The organism is Pseudomarimonas arenosa (genome assembly GCF_014841215.1).
Lineage (GTDB): Bacteria > Pseudomonadota > Gammaproteobacteria > Xanthomonadales > Xanthomonadaceae > Pseudomarimonas > Pseudomarimonas arenosa.
Genome location: NZ_JACYTR010000027.1, coordinates 32,538 through 54,171, shown reverse-complemented (window position 1 = coordinate 54,171; position 21,634 = coordinate 32,538). Strand labels below are relative to the sequence as shown.

Below are 21,634 nucleotides of genomic sequence, written 5' to 3'. Positions count from 1 at the left end.
TCTTTGAGTGGAGAGATCCTGCCTGCATGCGTCTGGCAATTGCGCTGTTCACGGCCTAGCGGCCTGGCCCAGAAACACTGCGGCAGCCCGCGTAGGGCGGGTCTTTTGACCCGCCGCTTTGTTTCCGCCTTTGGCCGCAACCACTCCGTACGTGCAACGAAGTCTGATGTTGTGCGGAGATTTGGCCTGTACTGATCGTTTTCGTGTGTTCCTTCGGCGGGTCAAGACCCGCCCTACGCCTACCGCTCTGTTTTTTGGTTTTCGGTGGTTGCTCTGTGTGAGGCGGAGCCGGATGTTGTGCGGTGTCGTGGTTGCCTTGGCGGGTCAAGATTCGCCTTAATCCTACTCGCTTTTCAGATTTTGTCTGATGGCGGGGGCCGGGGGGATGCGGGCATGCTGGGGTATGCCGAACTATCGCCGTGTGTGGGTGCCTGGGGGCACGTATTTCTTTACTGTGAATCTGCTGGAGCGGCGGCGGTCGCTGCTGGTGGATCATATCGATGCGTTGCGTGGGGCGTTTCGCTTGGCGCGGCGGGCGCGGCCGTTTAAGCTGGTGGCGATGGTGGTGTTGTCTGATCATCTGCATTGCGTGTGGAAGCTGCCGGACGGCGATGCCGACAATGCGACACGGTGGCGGCATATCAAGACGGCGTTCTCGCGAGCGGTTCCGGCCACCGAGCGGCGCTCGGCGCGGCGTTTGCTGAAGCAGGAGCGGGGCATCTGGCAACGGCGCTACTGGGAGCGGCTGCTGCGCGATGAGCGGGATGTGCAACATCATGTCGATTACGTGCATTTCAACCCGGTCAAGCACGGGCTTGTCGCCACTGCGCGGGAGTGGCCGTACTCGACGTTTCACCGCTATGTCCGTGAAGGGGCGCTTTCGCTCGACTGGGGGCCGGCAGAGCCGCATGCGTTGGTGATTCAGCCGGTGCGCAGCGCGCATTTTTTGCGTGGCTGAGGTCGAATCCGGGGTCCGTGGGGCGAGTAAACGTGGTGTTGTGGGGGGCGAACCGCGCGATATCGTGGGTTCCCTATGGGGATCAATGACAGGTTTACGCGAACCACCGCCGCATGAGGTCACTCTGGGTTGGGCCGTGTCGTGTGTTCCTTTGGCGGGTCAAGACCCGCGATCTGGGCTTCGCTGCGCTTGCTCGCCAGACGGCGTTCTCGCGCGCGCCTTGCCCCGAGCGGCGCTTGCTCCGCAGCCGGGTTCAGGTCACTATGTATCGCATATGTAATGCAAGAGGTGGCGCCATGAAGACTTCGACTATCCCTGCACTGCGAGTAGAGCCTGAACTGCGTGAGGCGGCGGAGTCGATGTTGCGCGAGGGAGAGACGCTTTCCTCCTTTATGGAGCAGTCGATACGGGCGGAAATTCGACGTCGGCGGGTGACGCAGGAGTTCATCGACCGCGGGCTACGTTCACAGGAGCGTGCTCGCGCCGGGGCGGGCTACGTGGACGCAGATACCGTCCTGGATCGTTTGGCCGGCCGGCTTGATGCGGCGAAGCGTACCGGTTCTCGGTGAAATTCAAGGTTCGATTCACGCCAGACGCGGCGGACGATCTCGAGCGCTTGTTTGAGTTTCTGCTCGATCGCGAGGGTGACCTGGTGCTGGCGGAGCGGGCGCTTGAGGCCATCCGCATGAGCATCCAGCTTCTCGAACATTCGCCGTTTTGCTGCCGAAAAGCCGTGGAAGACAATCCATTGCTGCGGGAGCTCATCATCCCGTTTGGTGCGAGTGGCTACTTGGCTCTTTTCGAGGTTGAGAATGAGCAGACGGTGACCATGATCGCGGTTAGGCATCAGCGTGAAGAGGACTATCACTGAGCGACCGGGTTTGGCTCTCTGGGCAAACCGCGGGACTCGACGGTCTTGACCCGCCGCTCTGTGATCTCATTCGGCGCTTTGGCGCGCAAACGGTGTGTTGTGCGGTGATTTGTCCTGACCGATCGTTATCGTGTGTTCCTTCGGCGGGTCAAGACCCGCCCTACGCCTGCCGCTCTGTTGTTGGGTTTTCGGTGGTTGCTCGGCTCGAGGCGGAGCCGGATGTTGTGCGGGGGTTTGGCCTGCACCGATCGTTATCGTTTGTTCCTTCGGCGGGTCAAGACCCGCCCAACCACGGGTCAAGGCCCGTCAGACTCAAACCCGTTGCCAAACACGGTGTCGCTGTTTTCCTGCAGCGCCCACCCCAGGCCGATGCTGACTCGGTGTTCCCAGGCCCATTTGCGCCAGGGGGAAACGCGGTAGGCGGTGAGTCCGGCGCTGGGGCCGCCGGGGCGGATCCAGAAGTTCACGCCGGTGTCGTAGCTGAAGTAGAGGTCGCGGGCGCGTTGGCGTAGTTGTGGATCGGGCTGGCCGCTGAGGTCGGCGAAGTAACCGGCCCAGGCCAGGCCTGCTGCGACGTCCAGGGCGTGCTCTACATCTTCGTAGTTGACCTGGCCATCGCTGCCATCGCTTAACATGCCATAGCGTGGCAGGGCGAGCGCGTCGTTGTAGCTGTCGTAGCTGTGCTCGGTGGTGTCGACCGTGGCGGTGCGAAGGAAATTGCCCATGCGCCGAATCAGCTGCGCCGTGCCGGCGTCTTCGGCGCTGGCATAGGCGCGCAAAACAGCGTCGATCAGCAGCACGCTCATCCAGCTCGATGCGCCGTAGGATGTCTCGTCCCAGTCGTAGTCGTGCTGGCTGCCGAGATGATAAAGACCGCCATCGATGAATCCGTTCGGCTGCGGAATTGCGCCATCGGCGCCGTTCTGATGGCGGATCAGTTCGGCGATGTGACTGCTGACCCGATCGCGTTGGGTGCTGCCGCCGTTGAGCTCCCAGGCCACCGTGTTGGCGAGCAACTTGAATGCGGTGTGGCGTTCGGTCCAGAAGCGATCGGGATTGTTCTGCCAGACGTGCGAGAAGCCATCGTGAGCGCTGAGCATCGCCGGCAGGTGGGCGAGTTGGGTGGTGTCGCCACTTAGCCAGGCGGTGTAGGCCAGATTCTCGGGGTAGACATACTTGCTATCGCCATCTCTGAGGCTGAAGTAGCCGCTACCGTTGATATGGTTGGCATAGAACTCCGAGGCACGCAGGGCTTCGCGTAGCGCCTTGAATGAGCCGCTGCGGAAATACAGCACGTACATGCTGGCCGCACGGTCGTATAACCAGGGCTCGAACTCGGTCTTGTAGGGGCAACGGTTGGCAGGGCTGACGGCGGGGTCATCCTCATTGATCAGCGAGTAGAAGTTGTTCTTCTGCGCATGATCGAGTTCTTGCAGATCGGGCCAGTGCTCAATGGCATCCGTGCTGGCGGGGTTGTCGCGAGTTGCGCTCACGCTGTCATCGAACGGCAGGTGTTGCACACCCTTGAGTACGCCCTTGGCCAGCCATTGTTTTGGCAGAACTGCGTAGACATCGGGCTCGTCGACGCCATCGGCATTGGCGAAACTGCCTGTATTGGCGCGATGCCAGGCTGTGCGCGGCGCTGTCAGGCTCGGCCGATTCAATAGGCGCGACGTGCTGCCCCAGCTGACCTGTACGAGTTCACATTCAGTTCCCGCGAAGCTGTACTCCAGCTGGATGCGGGCCACTCGCACCGATTGGCCGTCGATGGCAGGGTCGCTGCGATGCCGCCAGGGCGTGAGCTGATCGACAAAGGCAGCGATCTCGCTGCCCTGGCGCAGGACTCGAACGCTGGAAAGTCCGGCCGCGGCTAGGGATCCACGCGGCAAGGGCAGGCCAAAGGTGACCAGATGCGGAACCCCGGCGCTGACCGCTTCGGTGGGGCAGAGTTGAACGTCAATACTTCCGCTGGGAACTGCAGCGGCGATAAAGGGCTCCACGGCCAGCGCTGGCGCGGCCAGTGTGAATGAGCACCACAGGATCCATCGTTGCATGCGACCTCCTGCCGGCGGATTGCGCCGCATTGGCGCACCCTACGCCGCGCAATGAGGACGATACGCGAACCCAATCGCGAAATTGAGCGGTGGCGGCGAACGGTCGGGCTGAGGCGGCGGACGGTATGGCCCGGAGTCAGGCTACCGGCAACAGGGAACGAAGTGGATTCGGCTGGCAGTGCGATCGGCTCGGCGTGAACGCGGTGTTATGTGGAGGTGTATGGCCGGAGGCAAGTCTGAGCGGTGTTCTTGCAATGCGTTCATCCGCCGCATCAGGTTCGTTGCTTGACCAACTCCTAGCTGGGGGTGATGCTGAATGCCGGGGCAGGGCAATCACGGGGGCGCTTGCGTGGGCGTGTTCGACATCGTTTGGATTGTGCTGCTGGTGATGCTGCTGCAGCCGGTGGTTCAGCGTCGTTTGCTGATGTCGGCGCGACGCCGCTTGCGGCTGCAGTTGGAGCGTGAGCGTGGCAGTCGGGTCATTCTGCTGGTGCATCGGCAGGAAACCTTCAGCCTGTTTGGCCTGCCATTGATGCGCTATATCGATATCCAGGATGCCGAGGAAGTGATCCATGCCATCCGCAACACGCCGGATGAGGTGCCGATCGATATCGTCCTGCATACGCCCGGGGGATTGGCGCTGGCCTCGCTGCAGATTGCGCGCGCCTTGGCCCGGCATCCGGCCAAGGTCACCGCCTTGGTGCCGCACTATGCGATGTCGGGCGGCACCCTGATTGCCCTGGCCGCCGATCAGATCGAGATGTGCGAGCACGCCGCGCTGGGGCCAGTCGATCCGCAGCTGGGTGGCTATTCGGCGGCGTCGGTGCTACGTGCGGTAGAGCGGCAGGGCGATCGCAGCATCGACACTGACTTCCTGATTCTGGCCGATCAGGCGGAAATGGCGATCGAACAGCTTCGCCGCAGCGTGGTGCAGCTGCTGGGCGATCGCTATCGAGACGATCTCGCTGAGCTGATTGCCGATGAGCTGAGTCGTGGCCAGTGGACGCATGACTACCCCATCACGCTGGAAGAAGTTGAGCGGATCGGATTGCATGTGGGTAGCGCGGTGCCTGAGGCGGTACTGGAGATGATGCGGCTGTACCCGCAGCCAGCGCGTGGGCTGCGCAGCGTGGAGTACAGCGGGCGCCGGCCGATGGCTGAGCCTGATGCCGACAGCGAGGCTGAACGCGCGCCGCCGCGGGCGCGAGAGCCCGCCGATCAGCAGCGGTGAGAGCCGTTCCCCGATCAGTGCATCACTGCGGCGGCCGATCTAGCAGGGTGGGTAAATTCGGGCTGCGGCAGCCCCTTCTGGTGCATTTGTTAACTTGCGCTGAAGGCCGAAGCATCGCATAGTCTCGGCCTGCGTCGGTGCCGGGTGGGCGACCGACGTCGGTATTCGCGTTTGCGCTCGTTGGTCCAATTTCGGAGGGGGAAGTACATGAAAGTTTGGTCAGTGCTGTTCGGTTTGTGTCTGGCAATGCCGCTGGTGGCGAAAGTGCCCGAAGCCCAGGCGCCCAAGGATGTGGTGCCGGCGCCGGCCACTTCTGGCAAGGCAGCGACTTCGTCGGGCTCGGTTGGGCCGGCGACTTATAACCGCATCTTTACCGGCAGTGTCGACAACAACTGCAATGCAGCGTCGACCCTGTCCGCGTCTGGAACAGGTGTGGCCTATGCCACGGTGACCTTCCACACCACCTCGGCCACTGGCGAGCCGTTGGTGGCCACGATCAATCCGGCCGGTACCACCATTACCGACACCACGCTCAGCATTTACTGCGTGTTCGATCCGGCCAACGCGCAAACCGGGCTGGTGGCCTACAATGACGACTCTGCCGGCCTGCTGAGCGCCTTCAACGGCACCGAGGGCGTGATTATCCAGCCGGGCCGCACCTACACCGCCGTGGTGTCGCTGTTCTCACCGGGCGACATCGGTGGCGGCACCTTCCAGCTCGACCTGGGTGGTCAGCTGGCCCTGGGTGCTTTCCAGCCGCTGACCATTCCGGCCAGCAACGATTACACCCTGGCGGCCCTGATTGTGCTGCTGGCCAGCCTGGCCGGTGTGGTGCTGGTGCGCCGTCGCGTTTAATTGATTCCAGCGGCGATCGCCGCCTGTGGTGTCAAAGGGCTCAGCGTCATGCTGGGCCCTTTGCGTTTCTGCGCTTCGCAGGCCGCTGAAATCAGTCTCAGCAGCTGTTAGTTAGGCGTTCGAGGCTTCCTGCGCCCTTGTCTTGCGATAACGGTCGAACAGATTCAAGGACCAGGGCCGGCAGGCGAACACCAGGCTAAGTCCCTGGCGCTGATCAGCCGGCAGGGCGGCATCCTGAGCCAACAGCAGATCAAATTCCTCAGCCAGTTCCTGCATCCGCCGTTGCAGGTGGTGGGCGGCACGCTCGCTGAGCATGCCGCTGAGCAGGATCAGCTGCGAGGGTTCATCTTCGAACGGCGCAGCGAAGTATTCCGGCAGCAGGCGCTTCTGAAACAGGGCCTGCATCGGGCCATTGCGACGCCAGCGGAAGTTGCGCGCGGTGCGCAGTCGACACTTGTTGCCGGGTTGCAGTTCGATCACCCCCAATCGATCCAGCCGGGTTAGCAGCAAGGTCCACTCTGCGACCGTGAACTTGTAGCGCTGTTTGACTTCGGCTTCGCTGAATCGGTTCAGCACCAGATACAAGGCCAGTAGCAGGGCCGGATCGCTCACCAATTCGGTTTCCTGTTCAACGCTGAGTTCAGCCAGGGGCTCGCGATGACGGTTGGCTTCGGCGCTGAGCTCAGCCAGGCCCACGCCCAACACATCGCAGATCTGCTCCAGTCGATCGAGATTCAATGAGCGCTGCGAGAACACCCGCTTGACGGTGGCTTCGCTGAGCGTCAGACGGTCGGCTAGTTCGGCATAGGTCAGCCCTTGCTGCTTCAGCATGCGTTTCAGGGCGTCGATCAGTTCGATTCTCAGGGTCATGGTCGTTGGTATCGGTTGTTGATACTTGTCTGGTCTGATCTTGCCACTTCGTTCGAATTTATTGAACGTGTGAAGTGCCAAGTCGAAGCTGGGGCTGAGCTATTCGTCAGGAGAGTCGTATGAAGACCGCAACAGTGGTATGGCTGCTCAGTTTGGCCCTCTCAGCGCCGCTGGCGGCGGCGCAGCGTGATCTCAGTGCGGCGTCCGAAGCCAGCGCCTTGGCCTCGGTGCGTCTGCCCAGCGCGGCCTTGGATGTGCTGGCCGCCGCTGGTCATCTGGCGGTGATCTCGGTCGAGGCCAGCGGCGAGGGTGCGGTGCTGGTGCTGCGGGGTGCCAGTGCGGCGACTGAATTCAGCCTGCAGCTCTCTGCCCATGCGGTGGCGGCCGTCGGGGTGGCGGCGGGCTCGGTGCTGACGGTGTCCGCCGTCAGTGGCGGTTATCTGCTCTCGCTGGCGGGAGAAGTGCTGGCGTTTGTTCCGAATGCGCTGGCCAGTTCCATGATGCATCGTCGGCGGGTGCCCTGATGCGCCGCTGGGTCGTGCTGCTGATACTCGCTCTGGCCCACGTTGAGGTTGAAGCAGGCCAAGCCTGCTCGCCCGAGCCGGTGACGCCAGGCGAGCTTGAAACCGCGGTGGCGATGGCCTTGGCGGTACGGCACGAAGCTGAGCGACGCAATGCACCGGCGGCCCTGGTGGCACGCGTCGGCACCGATCTTGCCGAGCAGGGCCTGGTCTATTCGCATGTCGGCGTGTTGTTGCGCGACAGGCCGGAAGGACGCTGGAGCGTGGTGCACCTGTTGAATGAATGCGGCAGTGCCGAGTCCAATCTCTATGTTGAGGGCCTGGTCAACTTCTTCGCTGATCATCTGGCAGCGCCGCAGGCCCGGTTGATCTGGCTGGATGAGGCGTTGGCTCGGCAGTTGGCCGACGAGGCCAGTGAATCGACCTGGCTGGCACTGCATCAAGCGCATTACAACCTGCTCTCGCGGCCCGGTAAGCAGCGTAGCCAGAACTCGACCGCCTGGGTGCTGGAACTGCTGGCAGCGGCGATGCGGCCGGGAGCGGACGATCGCGGCACCGCGCAGGCCTGGCTGAGTGGGCAGCGCTATCACCCCGATGTGATCCACGTGCCGTACTCGAAGCGACTGCTCGGCGGCCTGTTTGCCAGCAATGTCGAGTTCACCGAGCACAGTGTCAAGGATCGCCTCGGTGGGCGCTACCAGACCACCACGGTGCGTTCGATCGTGCAGTTTCTGCAATCGCAGGGGCAGGTGCAGGCGCAGTCCGAATGGCAGGGTGGGAGCTGGGTTGCTCGGCCGGGGGCGCTATAAGCCGGATATATCCGGGATAAGCACCAGCGCGTCATTCCTTAACGCGTAGCTTAACTGGAGGCCGAGATCGACAGGTCGTGATGGGCGACAATTTGATTGCGGCCCCGGTGTTTGGCTTCGTACAGGGCCAGATCGGCGTCCTGCAGCAGGGTCTCAGCACGGTCGCCGGGGCGCGGTATGCGGCAGACAAAGCCTAGACTGATCGAGGCGCCATGCTGATTGTTGCCCAGGCTGCGCGGGCTGAGCTCGGCGACCCGCTGATGCATACGTCGGGCCACCTGATCCACCAGTTGCGCGTCACTGTCTTCCAGCAGACAGACAAACTCTTCACCGCCATAGCGCGCTACCAGATCGCGCGCTCGCTTGGCGCTGTTCAGGGCCTGGGCGACCGCGCGCAGCGCAGTGTCGCCGGCCAGGTGACCGTGGTGATCGTTGTAATCCTTGAAGTGATCAATGTCGATCAGTATCAGACCGATCGATTTCTGCTCGCTGCGGCCATACTGCAAGGCCTTCTCCAGTGCTTCCATCAGGCGTCGCCGGTTGGCCAGCTGGGTCAGGGGGTCGAGATAGGACAACTCGGTCAGTCGTGCATTCGCCTGGTTAAGTTCGGCCGTGCGATCCTGGATCAGCTGCAGCAGTTCGCGCTGTCGCCGACGCAACTGGCGATGGTAGGCGAGTCCGAAAATGGCCGCCAGGCACACCAGTGCCAGCAGGCCTGAGGCCTGCACCCAGCGTTGTTCCCACCATTGCGGCGCGACACGAAACGCTATGCTAAGGGGCTGGCCCAAGGTCTGGCCGTAGTCCATCGCCTCGATCTCGAGCAGATAGTCGCCGGGAGCGAGGCGGCCGAAACTGCGGCCGGGCAGGGAGGACCAGTCGCCGAATGCTGGGTCATCAGGCAACAGGCGGCTGCGGTAGCGAGTCTCACTCTCGCGTTGGTCGCTGAGCAGCACGAACTCGAAGCGCAGGTCACGGCTGCCGGCGGGAATGAGCAGCTCGCTGCGGCGGGTCAGCTGTTCCAGGCCGTCGACCAGCAGCCGGGTCAGAATCAGCGGCTTTGGCTGCAAGGTTTCTGCTTCGGGTTGCAGGGCCGGATCGTACAGGCTGAGTCCGGCCAGGGTGCCGACCCAGTAGCGATCATGCGCGTCGATCAACTGGCCGTTGCTGTTGCACTCGTCGTGCACCAGGCCGTCGCGGCGTCTGAACACGGTCTGCCGGTAGCCGCCATTGGCATCGCGCACCAGCTTCTGCACACCGTTATTGGTACACACATAGATGCGTCCCTGGCTGTCGCGCAGTACCGAGTAGACAGTCGGATCAGGTGCCGCTGGCAGGCGGTCATCGGTGAGTACTCGGGGCCGATCCGGTGAGCTGACATCGAGTCGGACCACGCCGTTGCGATGGCTGCTGGCCCATAGTTCCGCGCGGCCGTGCTGATCAGGCATCAGGGTGATTGAGCGAAAGCCACCTTTGGGCAGATCCGGCAGGGCGTGCAGCAGCTGCAGGCGCTCGCCATCGAAGCGCGCCAGTCCGAGATCGGTCGCCAGCCAGATCCATGAGCGCCCCGATGAATCAATCTGTTCAGTAAGGCTGAATGCAGCCCAGGCCCTTGGCTGCTGGCTCAGCTCGAGCTTGTGCCAGCCGCTCTGATCCTGGCGGTAGACACCGCTACGCAGGGTGCCCATCCAGAGCTCGCGCTCGCCTGCGACCGTGCGCGACAGCACGCTGGTGAGCGCGTTGCCATTCTGCTTCGGCCAGGGGGTTTCGAAACGGCTGAAGCTTGCTGCTCCTTCGATGCGCAGGGGATCGCGATCGACCAGGCCAATCAATCGCAGAGGCTCACCGTCCAGGCCTTCCATACGCCAGATGCCGCGAACTGCGGCGTCGGGAAAATTGCCGCGGGCAGCGCTGAAATACTGCCACTGGCCTTCGTGCAGCATGGCCAGCCCCTCCTTGGCGCTGCCCACCCACAGCCGTTCGCCACCGTGGTCATCCGGTTCCAGCAACAGTCCAAATACGCCGTTCTCCGAGGCGCCGATCAACGACACGATCTGCCACGGACTGGCGCTGATCCGTGCACGGGCCAGACCACCCTCGGTCGCTAGCCACAATGTGTCCTCACCGTCGATGCTGCGCCGTGCCTTGATGCCGCGGATGGCATTCGAAGGCAGCCCGTGGCGGCGATCAAAGGCGCGGGTCTGCTCTGCTTGCAGTCGGATCAAGCCGCCACGTGAGGCCAGCCAGAGGGTGCGCTCGCCCTCGGCATCATGCGTGGCCACCGCGGAGTAGATCGCTTCGCTGGGCAGTTCGCCGCGCGCCGCCCGCCACACGCGCACGCCATCGTCGCGCAGGCGCAGCAGACCGCCGCCGTAGGTGAGTATCCATAGCTCTTCGCGGCCGCGGTGTTCGGTGCGCAGCAGATCGGTGATCTGGCTGGTGGAGTAGGCGGAGAGGTCAAAGGCTTGCCAGAGAGGCTCGCCATCAACGCGTTGAAACCACAGGCTGCCATCGCTGCGGCCGCTCCACCAGCGCGCCTCGCCGTACAGTGTGGACGTGCGCGTCAGCTTGATCTGGTCGCCGGGCAGGCTGCTGCTGCCGGGCTCGGCAGGCACCCAAACGCCCTGTTCAACCCGCATATTGAGATCGGCCTGGGCGACGAACAGTTGCCGCGCCTCTCCGAGCGGATCGATCGGCGAGAAGCGCTGCGAGAAACTGCGGTTACCGCTCAGCCGCCATTGGCCGTCGCGATAGCTGGCCAATCCTTCGCGTTCGAAGATTGCCCATAGCAGGCCGTCGGCGTCGTGCGCCATATCGCGCACCAGACTGCGTGCTTCGGGCCATTCATAGGGAGTGAAGCGATAGCCATCGAAGCGCGCCAATCCCGATGCCGATCCGGCCCAGACAAAGCCCTGCTGATCGAATCCGACCGCGCTCCAGATTTCATCCGACAACCCTTCCTTGGCGCCGAATACCTGAAAAACCGGCGCGCCCTGGTCGGCGACATCCAGCGGGCGTGTCGCGGCGGCGATCGGCGACCCCGCGAACAACAGCAGCAAACACAGACTCAACCACGGACGGCTGCGGGGCGGCTCCGGACTTGCGGCGTTGGCTGACTGCATCGGCACGGGGCTCGACTGCGCTGAGTGCTCAGAGCATCAGGGTGCCTGGTCCTGTCGCGAAGGTCATGTGAATGCCAGCGCCTTACTCACCTGCCGTGGTCAGTATCGATCCGTCCGGCAGCAAGACCACCGTGAGGGCTGCGGTCGCGCACATGATGGCTAGGCCCAGAGTGACCCGAGCGCCATAGCCGCGGCCGCCAGAAAGCCAGGCCAGCACGCTCTTGGCCGTGCTGCTGGCCACCAGTAAACCCACCAGTCCCCACCCGAACAGGCGCTCAGACAACGCCCCCTGTTCGAACAATTGCGCCAATGACGCCGCGGAGGCGTGCAATTCCGCCAGCGAGGCCACTACAGTGGCCACCACGCTGGCGCCAGCGCCGAACTGGCGATGCACCAGGCTCGCACCGGCTACGATCAGGCTGATGAACAGGGCTAACAACAGGGCATGGCGCAAGCGAAACATGCGTTGCTCGGCGCTGGGCAAGGGGTCATCGCCCTCCTGGATTCGGCTCAAGCCAAGCAGTCCGCCGATCAGCAATACCCCCGCCGCGGCGCCGATCGGTGCCAAGGCCAGCCGCATGGCCTGCTGAGAGATCGCCCAGGTCACCGGAATGAACAACAACACCGATGCCAGGTTGGCCATCATCGCCGCGGCCACCGCCGGACGCAGGTGCTGTGCCGAGGCGCGCGCGCGTTCGCCAAACCCCGCCACTGCCGCGGTGGACGATACAAAGCCGGAAAAGAATCCGGCCAACGGCAATCCGCGACGCGCGCCGATCAGTCGCAACAGAAAATGCCCCAACGAGCTGATGGCCATGATCAACACCACCAACAACCAGATGCGTTGTGGATTGACCAGCGACCAGGGATCGATCGGCTGACTGGGCAGCAGCGGCAGGATGATCAGCACCGCCGCAGCCAACACCAGGCCGTCGCGCATTTCCTGCGCCGAGATCCACTCGCGGGAGAATTGGTGGATCTTGGTCTTTGCCGCCAGCAACACGGTCAGGATCACCGCGATTCCGGCCGCCAGCACCGGGTCGCGATGACACAAGGCACCCAACAGATAGGCCACGATCAAGGCCAGTTCGGTGGTCATCCCGGGCTGTTCCTGCGAGGTGCGCAGATAGCCGATCACGACCAGTCCCGCCACGCCGAGCAGGCCAATGGACACCAGCAGCGGATCGAACAGCGCAGCCAGACTGCCGGTAAGGGCGGCTACGGCAAAGGTTCGTACGCCGGCTGCGGTCTTCTGTTCCGGATGAGAAATCTTCTGATTGCGCTCGCGCTCGATGCCCAGCATCAAGCCAATGCCGACCGCCGCTGCCAGTGCCGAGAGGATACCGTTGTCCATGATGGCCTGTAGCGTAACAAGAGCCGGCCGCTGCCGGCGCTCGGTAGACGTGCCCGATCATTCAGACATCGTGCCCGAATCTGCCCGAATTTGGCCCGTCGTTTGCCGCCTGCGAGAGCTTGAATGCTCGGGACTCTCGGGGAACAAACATGAATAGACGACTGTTTATCAAGTTGCTGCTGATCGCCGTTGTGCTGATCGTGCTGTTGATTCCGCTGGCCATGCTCGATGGCCTGGTGGCCGAGCGTCAAGCGCGTGGCGCCGAAGTGGTGGCGGATATCGCTCTCGCCAGCGGTGGTGAACAGACCGTGGTCGGACCCCTGCTGGTGATCGAAGCGGTCAGCACGCTGCGCCGGCAGCGCAGCGTCAGCGAGAACGGCACCTTGCGACAGTTCGAGGACTTCGAAAAGTATACTGAGCGCCGGGTGCTGTTTCCCGAGAGTCTGACCATAACGTCCAAGGCGCTGAGTGAGCGCCGCAATCGCGGCCCGTTCAGTGCGTTGCTGTTCCATTCCGAGCAACAGCTGAACGCGGCGTTCCCTCGCCTCAGCCGGCAGCCGGCCGAGGACGAGGTCGACTACACGATCAAGCGAGCCTACCTGGTGCTGGCGGTCGGAGATGCACGCGGCATTGGCGCCGTGACCTGGCAGGTCGATGGCCGCGCTTTGCCGGCCTTGCCGGGCGGCGGTCTGCCGGGGATGCCATCGGGTATTGAGGCCGAGCTGAGCGTCGAGCAGGTACAGGCATCGGCCCTGCAGGTGCAAGTGGGCTTGAGCTTGAGTGGCACACAACGCCTGGCCTGGTTGCCGATCGCCGATGCGAATGAGGTGGCCTTGGAAAGCGATTGGCCACACCCCGGGTTCAGCGGCAGTTTCTTGCCGATCGAGCGAACGCTGGGCGCTCAGGGCTTCAGCGCACGTTGGCGTGTCAGCCGCCTGGCCAGCGATGCTCAATCGAGAGTGACCCGCTGTGTCGAGGAGCAGGGCCAGTGTCTGGCGCTGGAGTCGAGCAGTCTCGGAGTGAACTTCGTCGACCCGGTTGACCGCTATCTGATGACCGAACGCGCGATCAATTACGCCCTGCTGATGCTGGTCCTGGTGTTCGGCACGGTGTTCTTCGTTGAGATGCTGCGTGCGCTGGAAGTACATGTGATGCAGTACGGGCTGACCGGCCTGGCCATGGCACTCTTCTTCCTGCTCTTGCTGGCCTTGTCCGAACATCTGGGGTTCGCCCTGGCGTACAGCATGGCAGCGGCCGCTTGCGGCGGTCTGATCGGCTTCTATATCAGCCCGGCATTGGGCAGCCGGGCGCGAACCATCAGTTTCACCGCGTTGCTATTCGGCTTGTATCTGTTGCTGTATCTGATCTTGAGCGCCGAGGATACTGCCTTGCTGGTCGGCGCCCTGGCCTTGTTCGGGCTGCTGGCCGCGGTGATGGTGGTGAGTCGACGCTTTGACTGGAATCTGGTCGGAGCGCGGCCCAACCATGAACCTGAGGCTCGCTGACTACTCATAGCGCTTGTCGAAGCGCGCCTCAACGGCGCGCAGGCAAGGCCGAGGATCGCAAGACATGCGGCATCAAGATGGCCGGATGGAGTTTCTCAATGGCCAGGTGGAAGGATCAGCTGGCCGCGGCTGTCGCGACCCACGCCGGCCAACAGCTCGGCCAAGGCCTGATGGGTGGCGGTGCTTCCGAACAGGCGGTTACGCCTTTCCTGCAGCGCATGGCGCAAATCCTGCAGGCGCTCAGGTGCGCGTGCCAGCGAAACAGCCAGTTCAATGTAGTGAGCCTGGTCCCGTGCGATCAACTCGTCGAGACCGAGCAACTGCAGCAGACAGGCGGTTTGTCGGCTGCGCATGCTGCTGCCGGGCAGGCATACCGTGGGCAGGCCAGCGGCCAGCAGGTCCAGCGCACTCATGCCGCCCGACCAGCCAATGGTGTCGAGGTTGAGATCGCTGACCTTGGACAGGCCGAGGTAGTCGGCATGGGAGAGAAAGCCATGAATCTGCACGCGCTCAATGGCCTGACTGCCGCGCTCGGCGAAGGCGCGCGCCATGCGCTGCTGCAGCCAGTGGCGGACATCGGCACGGTGGTCGGCCAGCAAATGTAGTCGTGCGTTGGGCAGGGCGTCCAGAATGGCCGCGAACAGGTAATCCTGAGCCGGCAGCATCTTGAAAACCGACTGTGCACACAACAGCTCGATGCCCTGTTCGCGACGACTGATGCAGGTCGGGGCCGTCGGTTCAGGAAGGTCGGCAGCACTGAGGCCGTGGCCGAGGTCTGGCAGCCGCACCAGCGGTTCCAGATAGTGCCGGTCGGCGTCGGCGGGTTCCAACTGGTCGGCGCTCAAGAACAGGTCGATGGTGTCCAGCCCGGTGGTCACCGGGTGTCCCCACAGCACCGCCTGGACCGGCGCCAGTCGCAGCGCGGCAAGACCCTGGGTCAAAGGGTGCATGCCGATCTCGCTGTAGACCAGAACATCGAGTTCCGCCGCATCAATCAGCTTGCGCCATTCCGGCGCGCCGCGTCGGCCGGCGTGGAACAGGCTGCCCACCTGCAGGCGCTGCGACCAGCGGTCGCCGACATCATCGAGGGAGAACACATGGACTTCGAAGCGTTCGCGATCGAGCTGCTCGATCAGCGGCACGAACAGGCGCGCCACGGTGTGTTCGCGAAAATACGCCGAGACGAAGCCGATGCGGCGCTTGCCCTGGCGTAGCGGTCGCTCGGCGCTGTCCGGCGCCAGCGCATGCATCATGCGTCGCAGCAGCCTGCCGTAACGCTGCTGCAGATCTTCCACCTCGTCGCCGAGATAGTGCCGATAGAACGCGGTGCATTGCCCGACGCAGCCCCAGATCTGCGCGTTGTGCTTGCCGGACTCGAAGTCGATCGATTCGAAGTGGGCCAGTCCTTCGGCCCAGGCCTGGCGGAACTGTTCGACCGCGGCCTCACTCTCGGGTGCAGGACTGGGCGGCAACTGGAACTTGGCCCAGTGCGCCGGCAGGAAGTCGGGATTGGCGCGCAGCGCAGATTCGACCGCGGCCCGGCCCTCGGCAAATCTCCCGGCATGCTGCAGTTCCTGGGCCAGATTGAGCCAGCGTTCGGCATCCTGGGTCGACTCGGCCAATTGCCGTGCCAGATCAATCCGTAGCAGCGCATCGTCGCCGCGCTGCACGCGAGCCCAGTACAACAGGTTGACCACATTGAAATCGTTCGGTCGTTGCTGGCGCAGAGCCTCCAGCGTCGCAATGGCACTATCGACCTGGCCCAGGCGGGATTGAATCTGCGCTGACAGCAGGACCAATTCAAACGCCTTTGGGTGGGCCGCCAGCAGCGGAGCCAGCAAGCTCTCGGCAACCCGCGGCTCCAGATCAGCGGCCAGGCGCGCGGCCTCGAAGCGCACCGCCGGCTCATCGTGCAGCTGCAGGTAGCGGCCGAGCAGATTCACCGCTTCCACGACCTGGCCCTGGTCGCGCTTCAGAAACCCTTGTTCGCGCAGGGTGGCGGCCATCCGCGGATCCAGCCGCGCCGCCCGCGCCAGTGCCTGCTCGGCCCCGCCGAGGTCGCCGCTGACCCGCAGGCAGTGGCCCAGCACGCCCCAGCTGGCGGCGTCATTCGGCTGTTGATTCAGGTGCTTACGCAGCGGCGCCAGGGCCTCCTGTGGGCGTCCGGCCTGAATCGCGGCGCGCGCTGTCTGGATCGGTTGCGGGATCTTGGCGCGGCCAGGGCGCGATGGAATGGGCATATGAGCGTGCAATTCGGCTGATCGGCATCAAGCGGCTTATGATAGTGGGCTTTCCCATCTGCAGGGCCCGTGCATGTTTTCCGCGACGATGAAGATTGCCGATTTCGATTCTGAACTGGCCCAGGCCATGGCGGCCGAGCGCCAACGCCAGGAAGACCATGTCGAACTGATCGCCTCGGAGAATTACGCCAGCCCGCGGGTGCTCGAAGCTCAGGGTAGCGTCCTGACCAACAAGTACGCCGAAGGCTATCCGGGCAAGCGCTACTACGGTGGCTGCGAGCACGTCGACGTGGCCGAGAAGCTGGCGATCGAGCGGGTCAAGCAGCTGTTTGGCGCCGACTACGCCAATGTGCAACCGCATTCCGGTTCGCAGGCCAACGCGGCGGTGTATCTGGCCCTGCTGCAGCCAGGCGACACCATCCTCGGCATGAGCCTGGCGCATGGCGGCCACCTCACCCACGGCGCCAAGGTCAATTTCAGCGGTAAATTGTTCAACGCGGTGCAGTACGGTGTGGATGAAAACGGCCTGCTCGACTACAGCGAGATTGAGCGCCTGGCGCAGGAGCACAAGCCGAAGATGCTGGTCGGTGGCTTCTCGGCGTATTCGCAGAAGATCGATTGGGCGCGGATGGCCGAGATCGCCAAGTCGGTCGGCGCCTACTTCTTTGTTGATATGGCCCACGTGGCCGGCTTGATCGCGGCCGGCGTGTATCCCAATCCAGTGCCGCACGCCGACGTGGTGACCTCGACCACTCACAAGACTTTGCGCGGCCCGCGTGGCGGCATCATCCTGTGCAAGGCCAACGAAGAGATCGAGAAGAAGTTCCAGAGCCTGGTGTTTCCAGGCACCCAGGGCGGCCCGCTGATGCATGTGATCGCCGCCAAGGCGGTGGCCTTCAAGGAAGCGCTGGAGCCGGAGTTCAAGAGCTATCAGGCGCAGGTGGTGAAGAACGCCCAGGCCATGGCCAAGACGCTGATCGCGCGCGGCTACAAGATCGTCTCCGGCGGCACTGAGAACCATCTGATGCTGATCGACCTGATCGGCCGCGAGTACACCGGAAAGGATGCCGAAGCCGCGCTTGGCAAGGCGCATATCACGGTGAACAAGAACGCCGTGCCGAACGACCCGCGCTCGCCCTTCATTACCTCGGGGCTGCGTATCGGCACCCCGGCCATCACCACACGCGGTTACAGCGAACAGGACAGCATCGACCTGGCCGGCTGGATGGCCGACGTGCTCGACGCGCCGAATGACGAGGCAGTGATCAATGCCGTGCGCGACAAGGTGTCGGCGCAGTGTCGGCGACTGCCGGTGTATGGCTGAAGAGCCGGGATTCGGGATTCGTGATCAGCGTCGCGGCACTTGTATGACACTGCAAACAGCCCAGCATTTCGACTTCGATCTGCGGTCTGCTCATGACCGAGCCTCAGCGTTGGCACTTGCCGGCTTGTTCCCGAATCCCGATTCCCGAATCTCGAATCCCGACTCCTAATGCACTGCCCCTTCTGCCAGCACGAAGACACGCGCGTGATCGATTCGCGCCTGGCCGATGAGGGGTCGGCGGTGCGTCGACGGCGCGAGTGCCCGCATTGTGGCGAGCGTTTCTCCACCTTCGAGACGGCCGAGATCAAGCTGCCATCGATCGTCAAGAGCGATGGTCGCCGTGAGCCGTTCGATGAGCGCAAGTTGCGCACCAGTTTCGAGCGTGCCCTGCAGAAGCGCCCGGTCTCGGCGGGCGCTATCGACAAGGCGGTAAGCGAGGTGATTCGTGCGCTGCGCCACGCTGGCGAGCGTGAGCTGCCGTCGCTTCGGCTTGGCGAATGCGTGATGGCCGAGCTGAAGAAGCTCGACCATGTGGCCTATGTGCGCTTTGCTTCGGTGTATCGCAGTTTCGAGGATGTGCAGGCTTTCCGTGAGGAGATCGAGCGGCTGGAGCGTGATCTGCCCAGTTTCGATGGTCTGCAGCTGCCCCTGCTTGATACGCTGGAAAAGCGCAGCAAGTGAACGTGGTCGTCAGGCCGCTGTCGCAGCGGCCGGCTTGGGTCGACCGACTGGCTGACTGGCATTACGCCGAGTGGGGTGCGCTGTATGGCCCCGACTGGAGTCGGCAGGCTGCCCACGATGAGCTGGTTGAACATGCGCAACGGCAGCACTGGCCAAACACCCTGATTGCCGATCAGGCTGGCGATCTGCTTGGTTCGGTGAGTCTGGTCGAGAAAGACGCGCCGTCGCTCGACCATTTCGGTTCATCTTGGCTGGCCAGCCTGTACGTGCGACCGTCAGCGCGCGGTCGTGGCGTGGCGAAACAGCTGGTTCAGTCGTTATGTCGCTTCGCTGCCGATGAGGGGCTGTCGCGGCTATGGCTGTTCACGCCGTTTCATCGCGACTACTACCAACGCCTGGGTTGGAACAGCGTCACGCAAGCCGAGGTATACGGACAAACGGTGGACGTTATGAGCTTGCAGCTGGGTCCGGAGACGCCGAGGTGAGCGAATTCAGCGTCTTTGACCACCGCAGCATGGCGCACGCCCTGCAGTTGGCGGCGCGCGGCATGTTCACCACCCAGCCCAATCCGCGGGTCGGCTGTGTCATCGCACAGGGCGAAACCTGGGTGGGCGAGGGGGCGCATTTGCAGGCGGGCGGGCCCCACGCTGAGGTCTTTGCGCTGCGCCAAGCCGGCGCGCAGGCGCGCGGGGCGACTGCTTACGTCACGCTGGAACCCTGTGCGCACCACGGACGCACGCCACCCTGCGCCGAGGCTCTGGTCGCCGCCCAGGTGAAACGGGTGGTGGTGGCCGCCGGCGACCCGTTTGATCAGGTCAATGGCCGCGGCGTGCAGCGTCTGCGCGAGGCTGGCATCGAAGTGCAGGTGGGATTGATGGAGGCCCAGGCGCGCGAGCTGAACCTGGGGTTCTATGCCCGCGTTCAGCGTCGCCGGCCGTTTGTGCGACTCAAGCTCGCCAGCAGCCTGGATGGGCGTATCGCGCTGGCCAATGGAGCATCGCGTTGGGTGACCGGCGCGGCCGCACGCCAGGATGTGCAGTACTGGCGGGCGCGCAGCAGCGCCATTCTGAGCTCGGCGCGAACGGTCGAGATAGACGATCCCTTGCTCACCGTGCGTCTTGATCAGCCATTCGCGCCGCCGTTGCGGGTGATTCTTGCTCATCGTCGACTGCCGCCGATCAGCGCGCGACTGTTCCATGATCGGGCCACGCCGACCCTGCTGGTAGCGCCGCCCGAGTTGCTGAAGGGAACCGACTGGCCCTGCCAAACCCTGGCGTTGCCGGCGAATGAACAGGGTGTTGAGTTGCCGCAACTGCTGCACGCGTTGGCCGAGCGCGGCATCAACGAGCTGCACACCGAATGTGGCGGTATCCTGGCGGCGTCGCTGTTGCGCGCCGAGTTGGTAGACGAGCTGTTGTGGTATCAGGCGCCGCGCCTGCTCGGTGGCGACAGCCGACCGGCGCTGGGTGCGCTGGGTGTCACTGAGCTGACTGAGCAGGGCCGCTGGCGCCTGCTGGAATGCCGCCAGGTCGGCGAGGATCTGCGCCTGCGGCTGCGGCCTGTTGCGGTGCCCAGCATCTGAACCGGCGATTTCAACATGATCGAGGAAGGTGGATGTTTACCGGATTGATACAGGGGCGAGGGAAGGTCAAGGGGATGATGCCCAGCGGTGGCGATCTGCGCCTGCAGATCGACGTCGGCAGCCTGCCCTTCGATCAGGTCGAAATGGGCGAGAGCATCGCGGTGTCGGGCTGCTGCCTGACGGTGGTCGAGTTCGATGCGAGCTCATTTGTCGCCGATGTTTCCACCGAGACTCTGGCCTGTACCACCCTGGGGCAGTGGGCGCTGGGGCGCTCGGTCAATCTTGAGCGCGCCATGTTGCCGACTACTCGCTTCGGCGGCCACATCGTTTCCGGCCATGTCGACGGGCTGGGTGCGGTGGAATCGATCGTTCAGGACGGACGCGCCCAGCGCTGGCGGTTCGCTGCGCCGGCCGAGCTGCTGCGCTACGTCGCCAAGAAAGGCTCGATCGCCGTTGATGGTGTCAGTCTGACGGTGAATGAGGTCGACACCGGCGGATTCGAGGTTGCGCTGATCCCGCACACTGTTGCCCACACCGGCTTTGAGTTTAACCGGGTCGGCGATGCGGTGAACCTGGAGGTGGACCTGCTGGCGCGCTATGCCGAGCGGCTACTGGCGACCGAGCAGGCCTAGGATTTCGTCCTGGCTGATCGGTGGAATGGCGGGTTCAGGGTCGCCGCGGCGATGCCATGCTGCGTTGAGCAGTTCCAGCAGGTGATTGGCCCACAATGCATTCCACACCGTACCGATGTGGCCGTCGGCGAGGATGGCATGCTCGGGTGCATCGCCCTGCGTGTAGTGCACGGTCAGATCGCCGATCGCCAGCGATCGATACGCCGCTGAGCCGTCGTCTGCGCGGCCGCCGAAGGTGTCGGCAAACCAGGCGCGATCATCGAAGAACAGCATGCCGCTGTCGCCGTGGGCCAGGGCTCGCAGGGCCGAGTCGAAGCCATCGATTGCGCGATCGATGTTGGCCAGCTGCTCGGCTTGCTGGAAGCGCGGCACATAGGGTGCCCAATGCGCGTTGTTGAACAGACCCACCAGCACGATAAGCAGATGCGGCTGCTGCGCCCGCAGCTGCAGGGCCGCTTGTTGAATCTGTTCGAGACAGTGCGTGCGGGCGTGGACGAAATCGGCATGGTTGGGGTCGGTCGCGATCGCAGCCAAGCGGTCGCCATCGCCGAGGTCGTTGATGCCGATGCGAATCACCACGGCGCCGCGGCGCCACTGCGCGGGCTGCTCGGCGATCAGTCGGGTCAGGGCATGCAGTTGCGGTGAATTGCCGCCAGTCAGGTTTTCGCACACGGCACCTGAGATGGCGAAGTTATGCCGATGATCGAACTTGCGCGGCGCCCGTGGTGTTTCGCCGACCAGGCCGGTCAATCGCGCGCGCCAACCTGCCACGCCGGTTTCTTCGCGTGGCCCAAGGTCGAGCTGTGCGGAGCGTAACGTCGCTAACACTTCAGTCCACTGAAAGCTTTGTGCCCGATGCGCGCCGCCGCGCTCCGGCGAGCCGGGCGGGAAGCTGATGCTGTCCTGGTAGCCGGCGCTGTCGGAGTCGCCGAGCACGGCCAGCGGGCGTGGTGTGGCGTGGCCTAGCAGGGGCTGCAGGGCAAAGCCGAGCAGGAGCGCGGCCCGCGCCGGGGAGATTCGCATGGGGT

General features: G+C 63.8%; 19 protein-coding genes. 13 read left to right on the top strand and 6 right to left on the bottom strand.

Going from position 1 to position 21,634, the window contains the following annotated elements; all coding sequences use genetic code 11:
• Positions 1 to 403: 403 nt before the first annotated feature.
• The 3 genes from IFO71_RS13040 (at position 404) to IFO71_RS13030 (ending at position 1,829) form a co-directional block, all read left to right on the top strand.
• Positions 404 to 958 (top strand): REP-associated tyrosine transposase, encoded by a 555-nt coding sequence (locus IFO71_RS13040; RefSeq protein ID WP_192030084.1) that lies wholly within the window; start codon positions 404 to 406, stop codon positions 956 to 958.
• Between the two features lie 296 nt (positions 959 to 1,254).
• On the top strand, positions 1,255 to 1,527 hold the full coding sequence (locus IFO71_RS13035) for a YlcI/YnfO family protein (protein WP_192030083.1): 273 nt from the start codon (positions 1,255 to 1,257) through the stop codon (positions 1,525 to 1,527).
• Complete coding sequence (locus IFO71_RS13030) at positions 1,524 to 1,829, top strand: type II toxin-antitoxin system RelE/ParE family toxin (protein WP_192030082.1); 306 nt, start codon at positions 1,524 to 1,526, stop codon at positions 1,827 to 1,829. The genes IFO71_RS13035 and IFO71_RS13030 overlap by 4 nt, the downstream gene beginning before the upstream one ends.
• Before the next feature lie 296 nt (positions 1,830 to 2,125).
• Here IFO71_RS13030 and IFO71_RS13025 read toward each other — a convergent pair whose 3' ends face one another.
• Positions 2,126 to 3,883 (bottom strand): hypothetical protein, encoded by a 1,758-nt coding sequence (locus IFO71_RS13025; RefSeq protein WP_192030081.1) that lies wholly within the window; start codon positions 3,881 to 3,883, stop codon positions 2,126 to 2,128.
• A gap of 355 nt (positions 3,884 to 4,238) precedes the next feature.
• Between IFO71_RS13025 and IFO71_RS13020 the strand changes: the two genes are divergently transcribed.
• On the top strand, positions 4,239 to 5,114 hold the full coding sequence (locus IFO71_RS13020) for an SDH family Clp fold serine proteinase (RefSeq protein WP_332309376.1): 876 nt from the start codon (positions 4,239 to 4,241) through the stop codon (positions 5,112 to 5,114).
• A 207-nt stretch (positions 5,115 to 5,321) separates the two neighbouring features.
• Complete coding sequence (locus tag IFO71_RS13015; RefSeq protein WP_192030079.1) at positions 5,322 to 5,969, top strand: hypothetical protein; 648 nt, start codon at positions 5,322 to 5,324, stop codon at positions 5,967 to 5,969.
• A 111-nt stretch (positions 5,970 to 6,080) separates the two neighbouring features.
• Here IFO71_RS13015 and IFO71_RS13010 read toward each other — a convergent pair whose 3' ends face one another.
• A complete protein-coding gene (locus tag IFO71_RS13010) occupies positions 6,081 to 6,839 on the bottom strand; it encodes a helix-turn-helix domain-containing protein (RefSeq protein ID WP_192030078.1) in 759 nt (252 codons plus the stop codon).
• A gap of 119 nt (positions 6,840 to 6,958) precedes the next feature.
• On the opposite strand from IFO71_RS13010, the gene IFO71_RS13005 reads away from it, so the two are divergent.
• Positions 6,959 to 7,363, top strand: coding sequence for a hypothetical protein (locus IFO71_RS13005; protein ID WP_192030077.1), 405 nt, complete (start codon positions 6,959 to 6,961; stop codon positions 7,361 to 7,363).
• Positions 7,363 to 8,169 carry a DUF2145 domain-containing protein gene (locus tag IFO71_RS13000; RefSeq protein WP_192030076.1) on the top strand — a complete coding sequence of 269 codons (807 nt, stop codon included), beginning with the start codon at positions 7,363 to 7,365 and terminating at the stop codon, positions 8,167 to 8,169. The genes IFO71_RS13005 and IFO71_RS13000 overlap by 1 nt, the downstream gene beginning before the upstream one ends.
• A gap of 50 nt (positions 8,170 to 8,219) precedes the next feature.
• Here IFO71_RS13000 and IFO71_RS12995 read toward each other — a convergent pair whose 3' ends face one another.
• Together IFO71_RS12995 and IFO71_RS12990 are read right to left on the bottom strand one after the other, a co-directional pair.
• Complete coding sequence (locus tag IFO71_RS12995; RefSeq protein WP_192030075.1) at positions 8,220 to 11,225, bottom strand: ligand-binding sensor domain-containing diguanylate cyclase; 3,006 nt, start codon at positions 11,223 to 11,225, stop codon at positions 8,220 to 8,222.
• Positions 11,226 to 11,370: 145 nt separating this feature from the next.
• Positions 11,371 to 12,642: an MgtC/SapB family protein gene (locus IFO71_RS12990; protein ID WP_192030074.1), complete on the bottom strand. Its 1,272-nt coding sequence runs from the start codon at positions 12,640 to 12,642 to the stop codon at positions 11,371 to 11,373.
• Positions 12,643 to 12,791: 149 nt separating this feature from the next.
• Here IFO71_RS12990 and creD point away from each other — a divergent pair, with 149 nt between their 5' ends.
• On the top strand, positions 12,792 to 14,147 hold the full coding sequence (gene creD, locus IFO71_RS12985; RefSeq protein WP_192030073.1) for a cell envelope integrity protein CreD: 1,356 nt from the start codon (positions 12,792 to 12,794) through the stop codon (positions 14,145 to 14,147).
• Between the two features lie 95 nt (positions 14,148 to 14,242).
• Here the strand turns inward: creD and IFO71_RS12980 are convergent, their stop codons facing one another.
• Entirely contained in the window at positions 14,243 to 16,387 is a 2,145-nt protein-coding gene (locus IFO71_RS12980; RefSeq protein WP_192030072.1) for an O-linked N-acetylglucosamine transferase family protein, read from the bottom strand.
• Between the two features lie 73 nt (positions 16,388 to 16,460).
• On the opposite strand from IFO71_RS12980, the gene glyA reads away from it, so the two are divergent.
• The 5 genes from glyA to IFO71_RS12960 all read left to right on the top strand — a co-directional run bounded on the left by glyA (position 16,461) and on the right by IFO71_RS12960 (position 20,606).
• Positions 16,461 to 17,711: a serine hydroxymethyltransferase gene (glyA, locus tag IFO71_RS12975; RefSeq protein WP_192030071.1), complete on the top strand. Its 1,251-nt coding sequence runs from the start codon at positions 16,461 to 16,463 to the stop codon at positions 17,709 to 17,711.
• A 168-nt stretch (positions 17,712 to 17,879) separates the two neighbouring features.
• Complete coding sequence (nrdR, locus tag IFO71_RS12970; protein ID WP_192030070.1) at positions 17,880 to 18,392, top strand: transcriptional regulator NrdR; 513 nt, start codon at positions 17,880 to 17,882, stop codon at positions 18,390 to 18,392.
• A complete protein-coding gene (locus tag IFO71_RS21870; protein WP_332309375.1) occupies positions 18,389 to 18,877 on the top strand; it encodes a GNAT family N-acetyltransferase in 489 nt (162 codons plus the stop codon). Before nrdR ends, IFO71_RS21870 begins: the two co-directional genes overlap by 4 nt.
• Before the next feature lie 29 nt (positions 18,878 to 18,906).
• Positions 18,907 to 19,974: a bifunctional diaminohydroxyphosphoribosylaminopyrimidine deaminase/5-amino-6-(5-phosphoribosylamino)uracil reductase RibD gene (gene ribD, locus IFO71_RS12965; protein WP_225444621.1), complete on the top strand. Its 1,068-nt coding sequence runs from the start codon at positions 18,907 to 18,909 to the stop codon at positions 19,972 to 19,974.
• Between the two features lie 32 nt (positions 19,975 to 20,006).
• On the top strand, positions 20,007 to 20,606 hold the full coding sequence (locus IFO71_RS12960; protein ID WP_192030068.1) for a riboflavin synthase: 600 nt from the start codon (positions 20,007 to 20,009) through the stop codon (positions 20,604 to 20,606).
• On the opposite strand, the gene IFO71_RS12955 is transcribed toward IFO71_RS12960, so the two are convergent.
• A complete protein-coding gene (locus IFO71_RS12955) occupies positions 20,583 to 21,629 on the bottom strand; it encodes an SGNH/GDSL hydrolase family protein (RefSeq protein ID WP_192030067.1) in 1,047 nt (348 codons plus the stop codon). The two genes, IFO71_RS12960 and IFO71_RS12955, sit on opposite strands and share 24 nt — an antisense overlap.
• Positions 21,630 to 21,634: the final 5 nt, after the last annotated feature.

Coding starts and splice junctions, on each gene's coding strand:
- IFO71_RS13040 (WP_192030084.1), top strand. CDS start 404: ATGCCGAACTATCGCCGTGTGTGGGTGCCTGGGGGCACGTATTTCTTT.
- IFO71_RS13035 (WP_192030083.1), top strand. CDS start 1,255: ATGAAGACTTCGACTATCCCTGCACTGCGAGTAGAGCCTGAACTGCGT.
- IFO71_RS13025 (WP_192030081.1), bottom strand. CDS start 3,883: ATGCAACGATGGATCCTGTGGTGCTCATTCACACTGGCCGCGCCAGCG.
- IFO71_RS13015 (WP_192030079.1), top strand. CDS start 5,322: ATGAAAGTTTGGTCAGTGCTGTTCGGTTTGTGTCTGGCAATGCCGCTG.
- IFO71_RS13010 (WP_192030078.1), bottom strand. CDS start 6,839: ATGACCCTGAGAATCGAACTGATCGACGCCCTGAAACGCATGCTGAAG.
- IFO71_RS13005 (WP_192030077.1), top strand. CDS start 6,959: ATGAAGACCGCAACAGTGGTATGGCTGCTCAGTTTGGCCCTCTCAGCG.
- IFO71_RS13000 (WP_192030076.1), top strand. CDS start 7,363: ATGCGCCGCTGGGTCGTGCTGCTGATACTCGCTCTGGCCCACGTTGAG.
- IFO71_RS12990 (WP_192030074.1), bottom strand. CDS start 12,642: ATGGACAACGGTATCCTCTCGGCACTGGCAGCGGCGGTCGGCATTGGC.
- creD (WP_192030073.1), top strand. CDS start 12,792: ATGAATAGACGACTGTTTATCAAGTTGCTGCTGATCGCCGTTGTGCTG.
- IFO71_RS12980 (WP_192030072.1), bottom strand. CDS start 16,387: ATGCCCATTCCATCGCGCCCTGGCCGCGCCAAGATCCCGCAACCGATC.
- glyA (WP_192030071.1), top strand. CDS start 16,461: ATGTTTTCCGCGACGATGAAGATTGCCGATTTCGATTCTGAACTGGCC.
- nrdR (WP_192030070.1), top strand. CDS start 17,880: ATGCACTGCCCCTTCTGCCAGCACGAAGACACGCGCGTGATCGATTCG.
- ribD (WP_225444621.1), top strand. CDS start 18,907: ATGGCGCACGCCCTGCAGTTGGCGGCGCGCGGCATGTTCACCACCCAG.
- IFO71_RS12960 (WP_192030068.1), top strand. CDS start 20,007: ATGTTTACCGGATTGATACAGGGGCGAGGGAAGGTCAAGGGGATGATG.
- IFO71_RS12955 (WP_192030067.1), bottom strand. CDS start 21,629: ATGCGAATCTCCCCGGCGCGGGCCGCGCTCCTGCTCGGCTTTGCCCTG.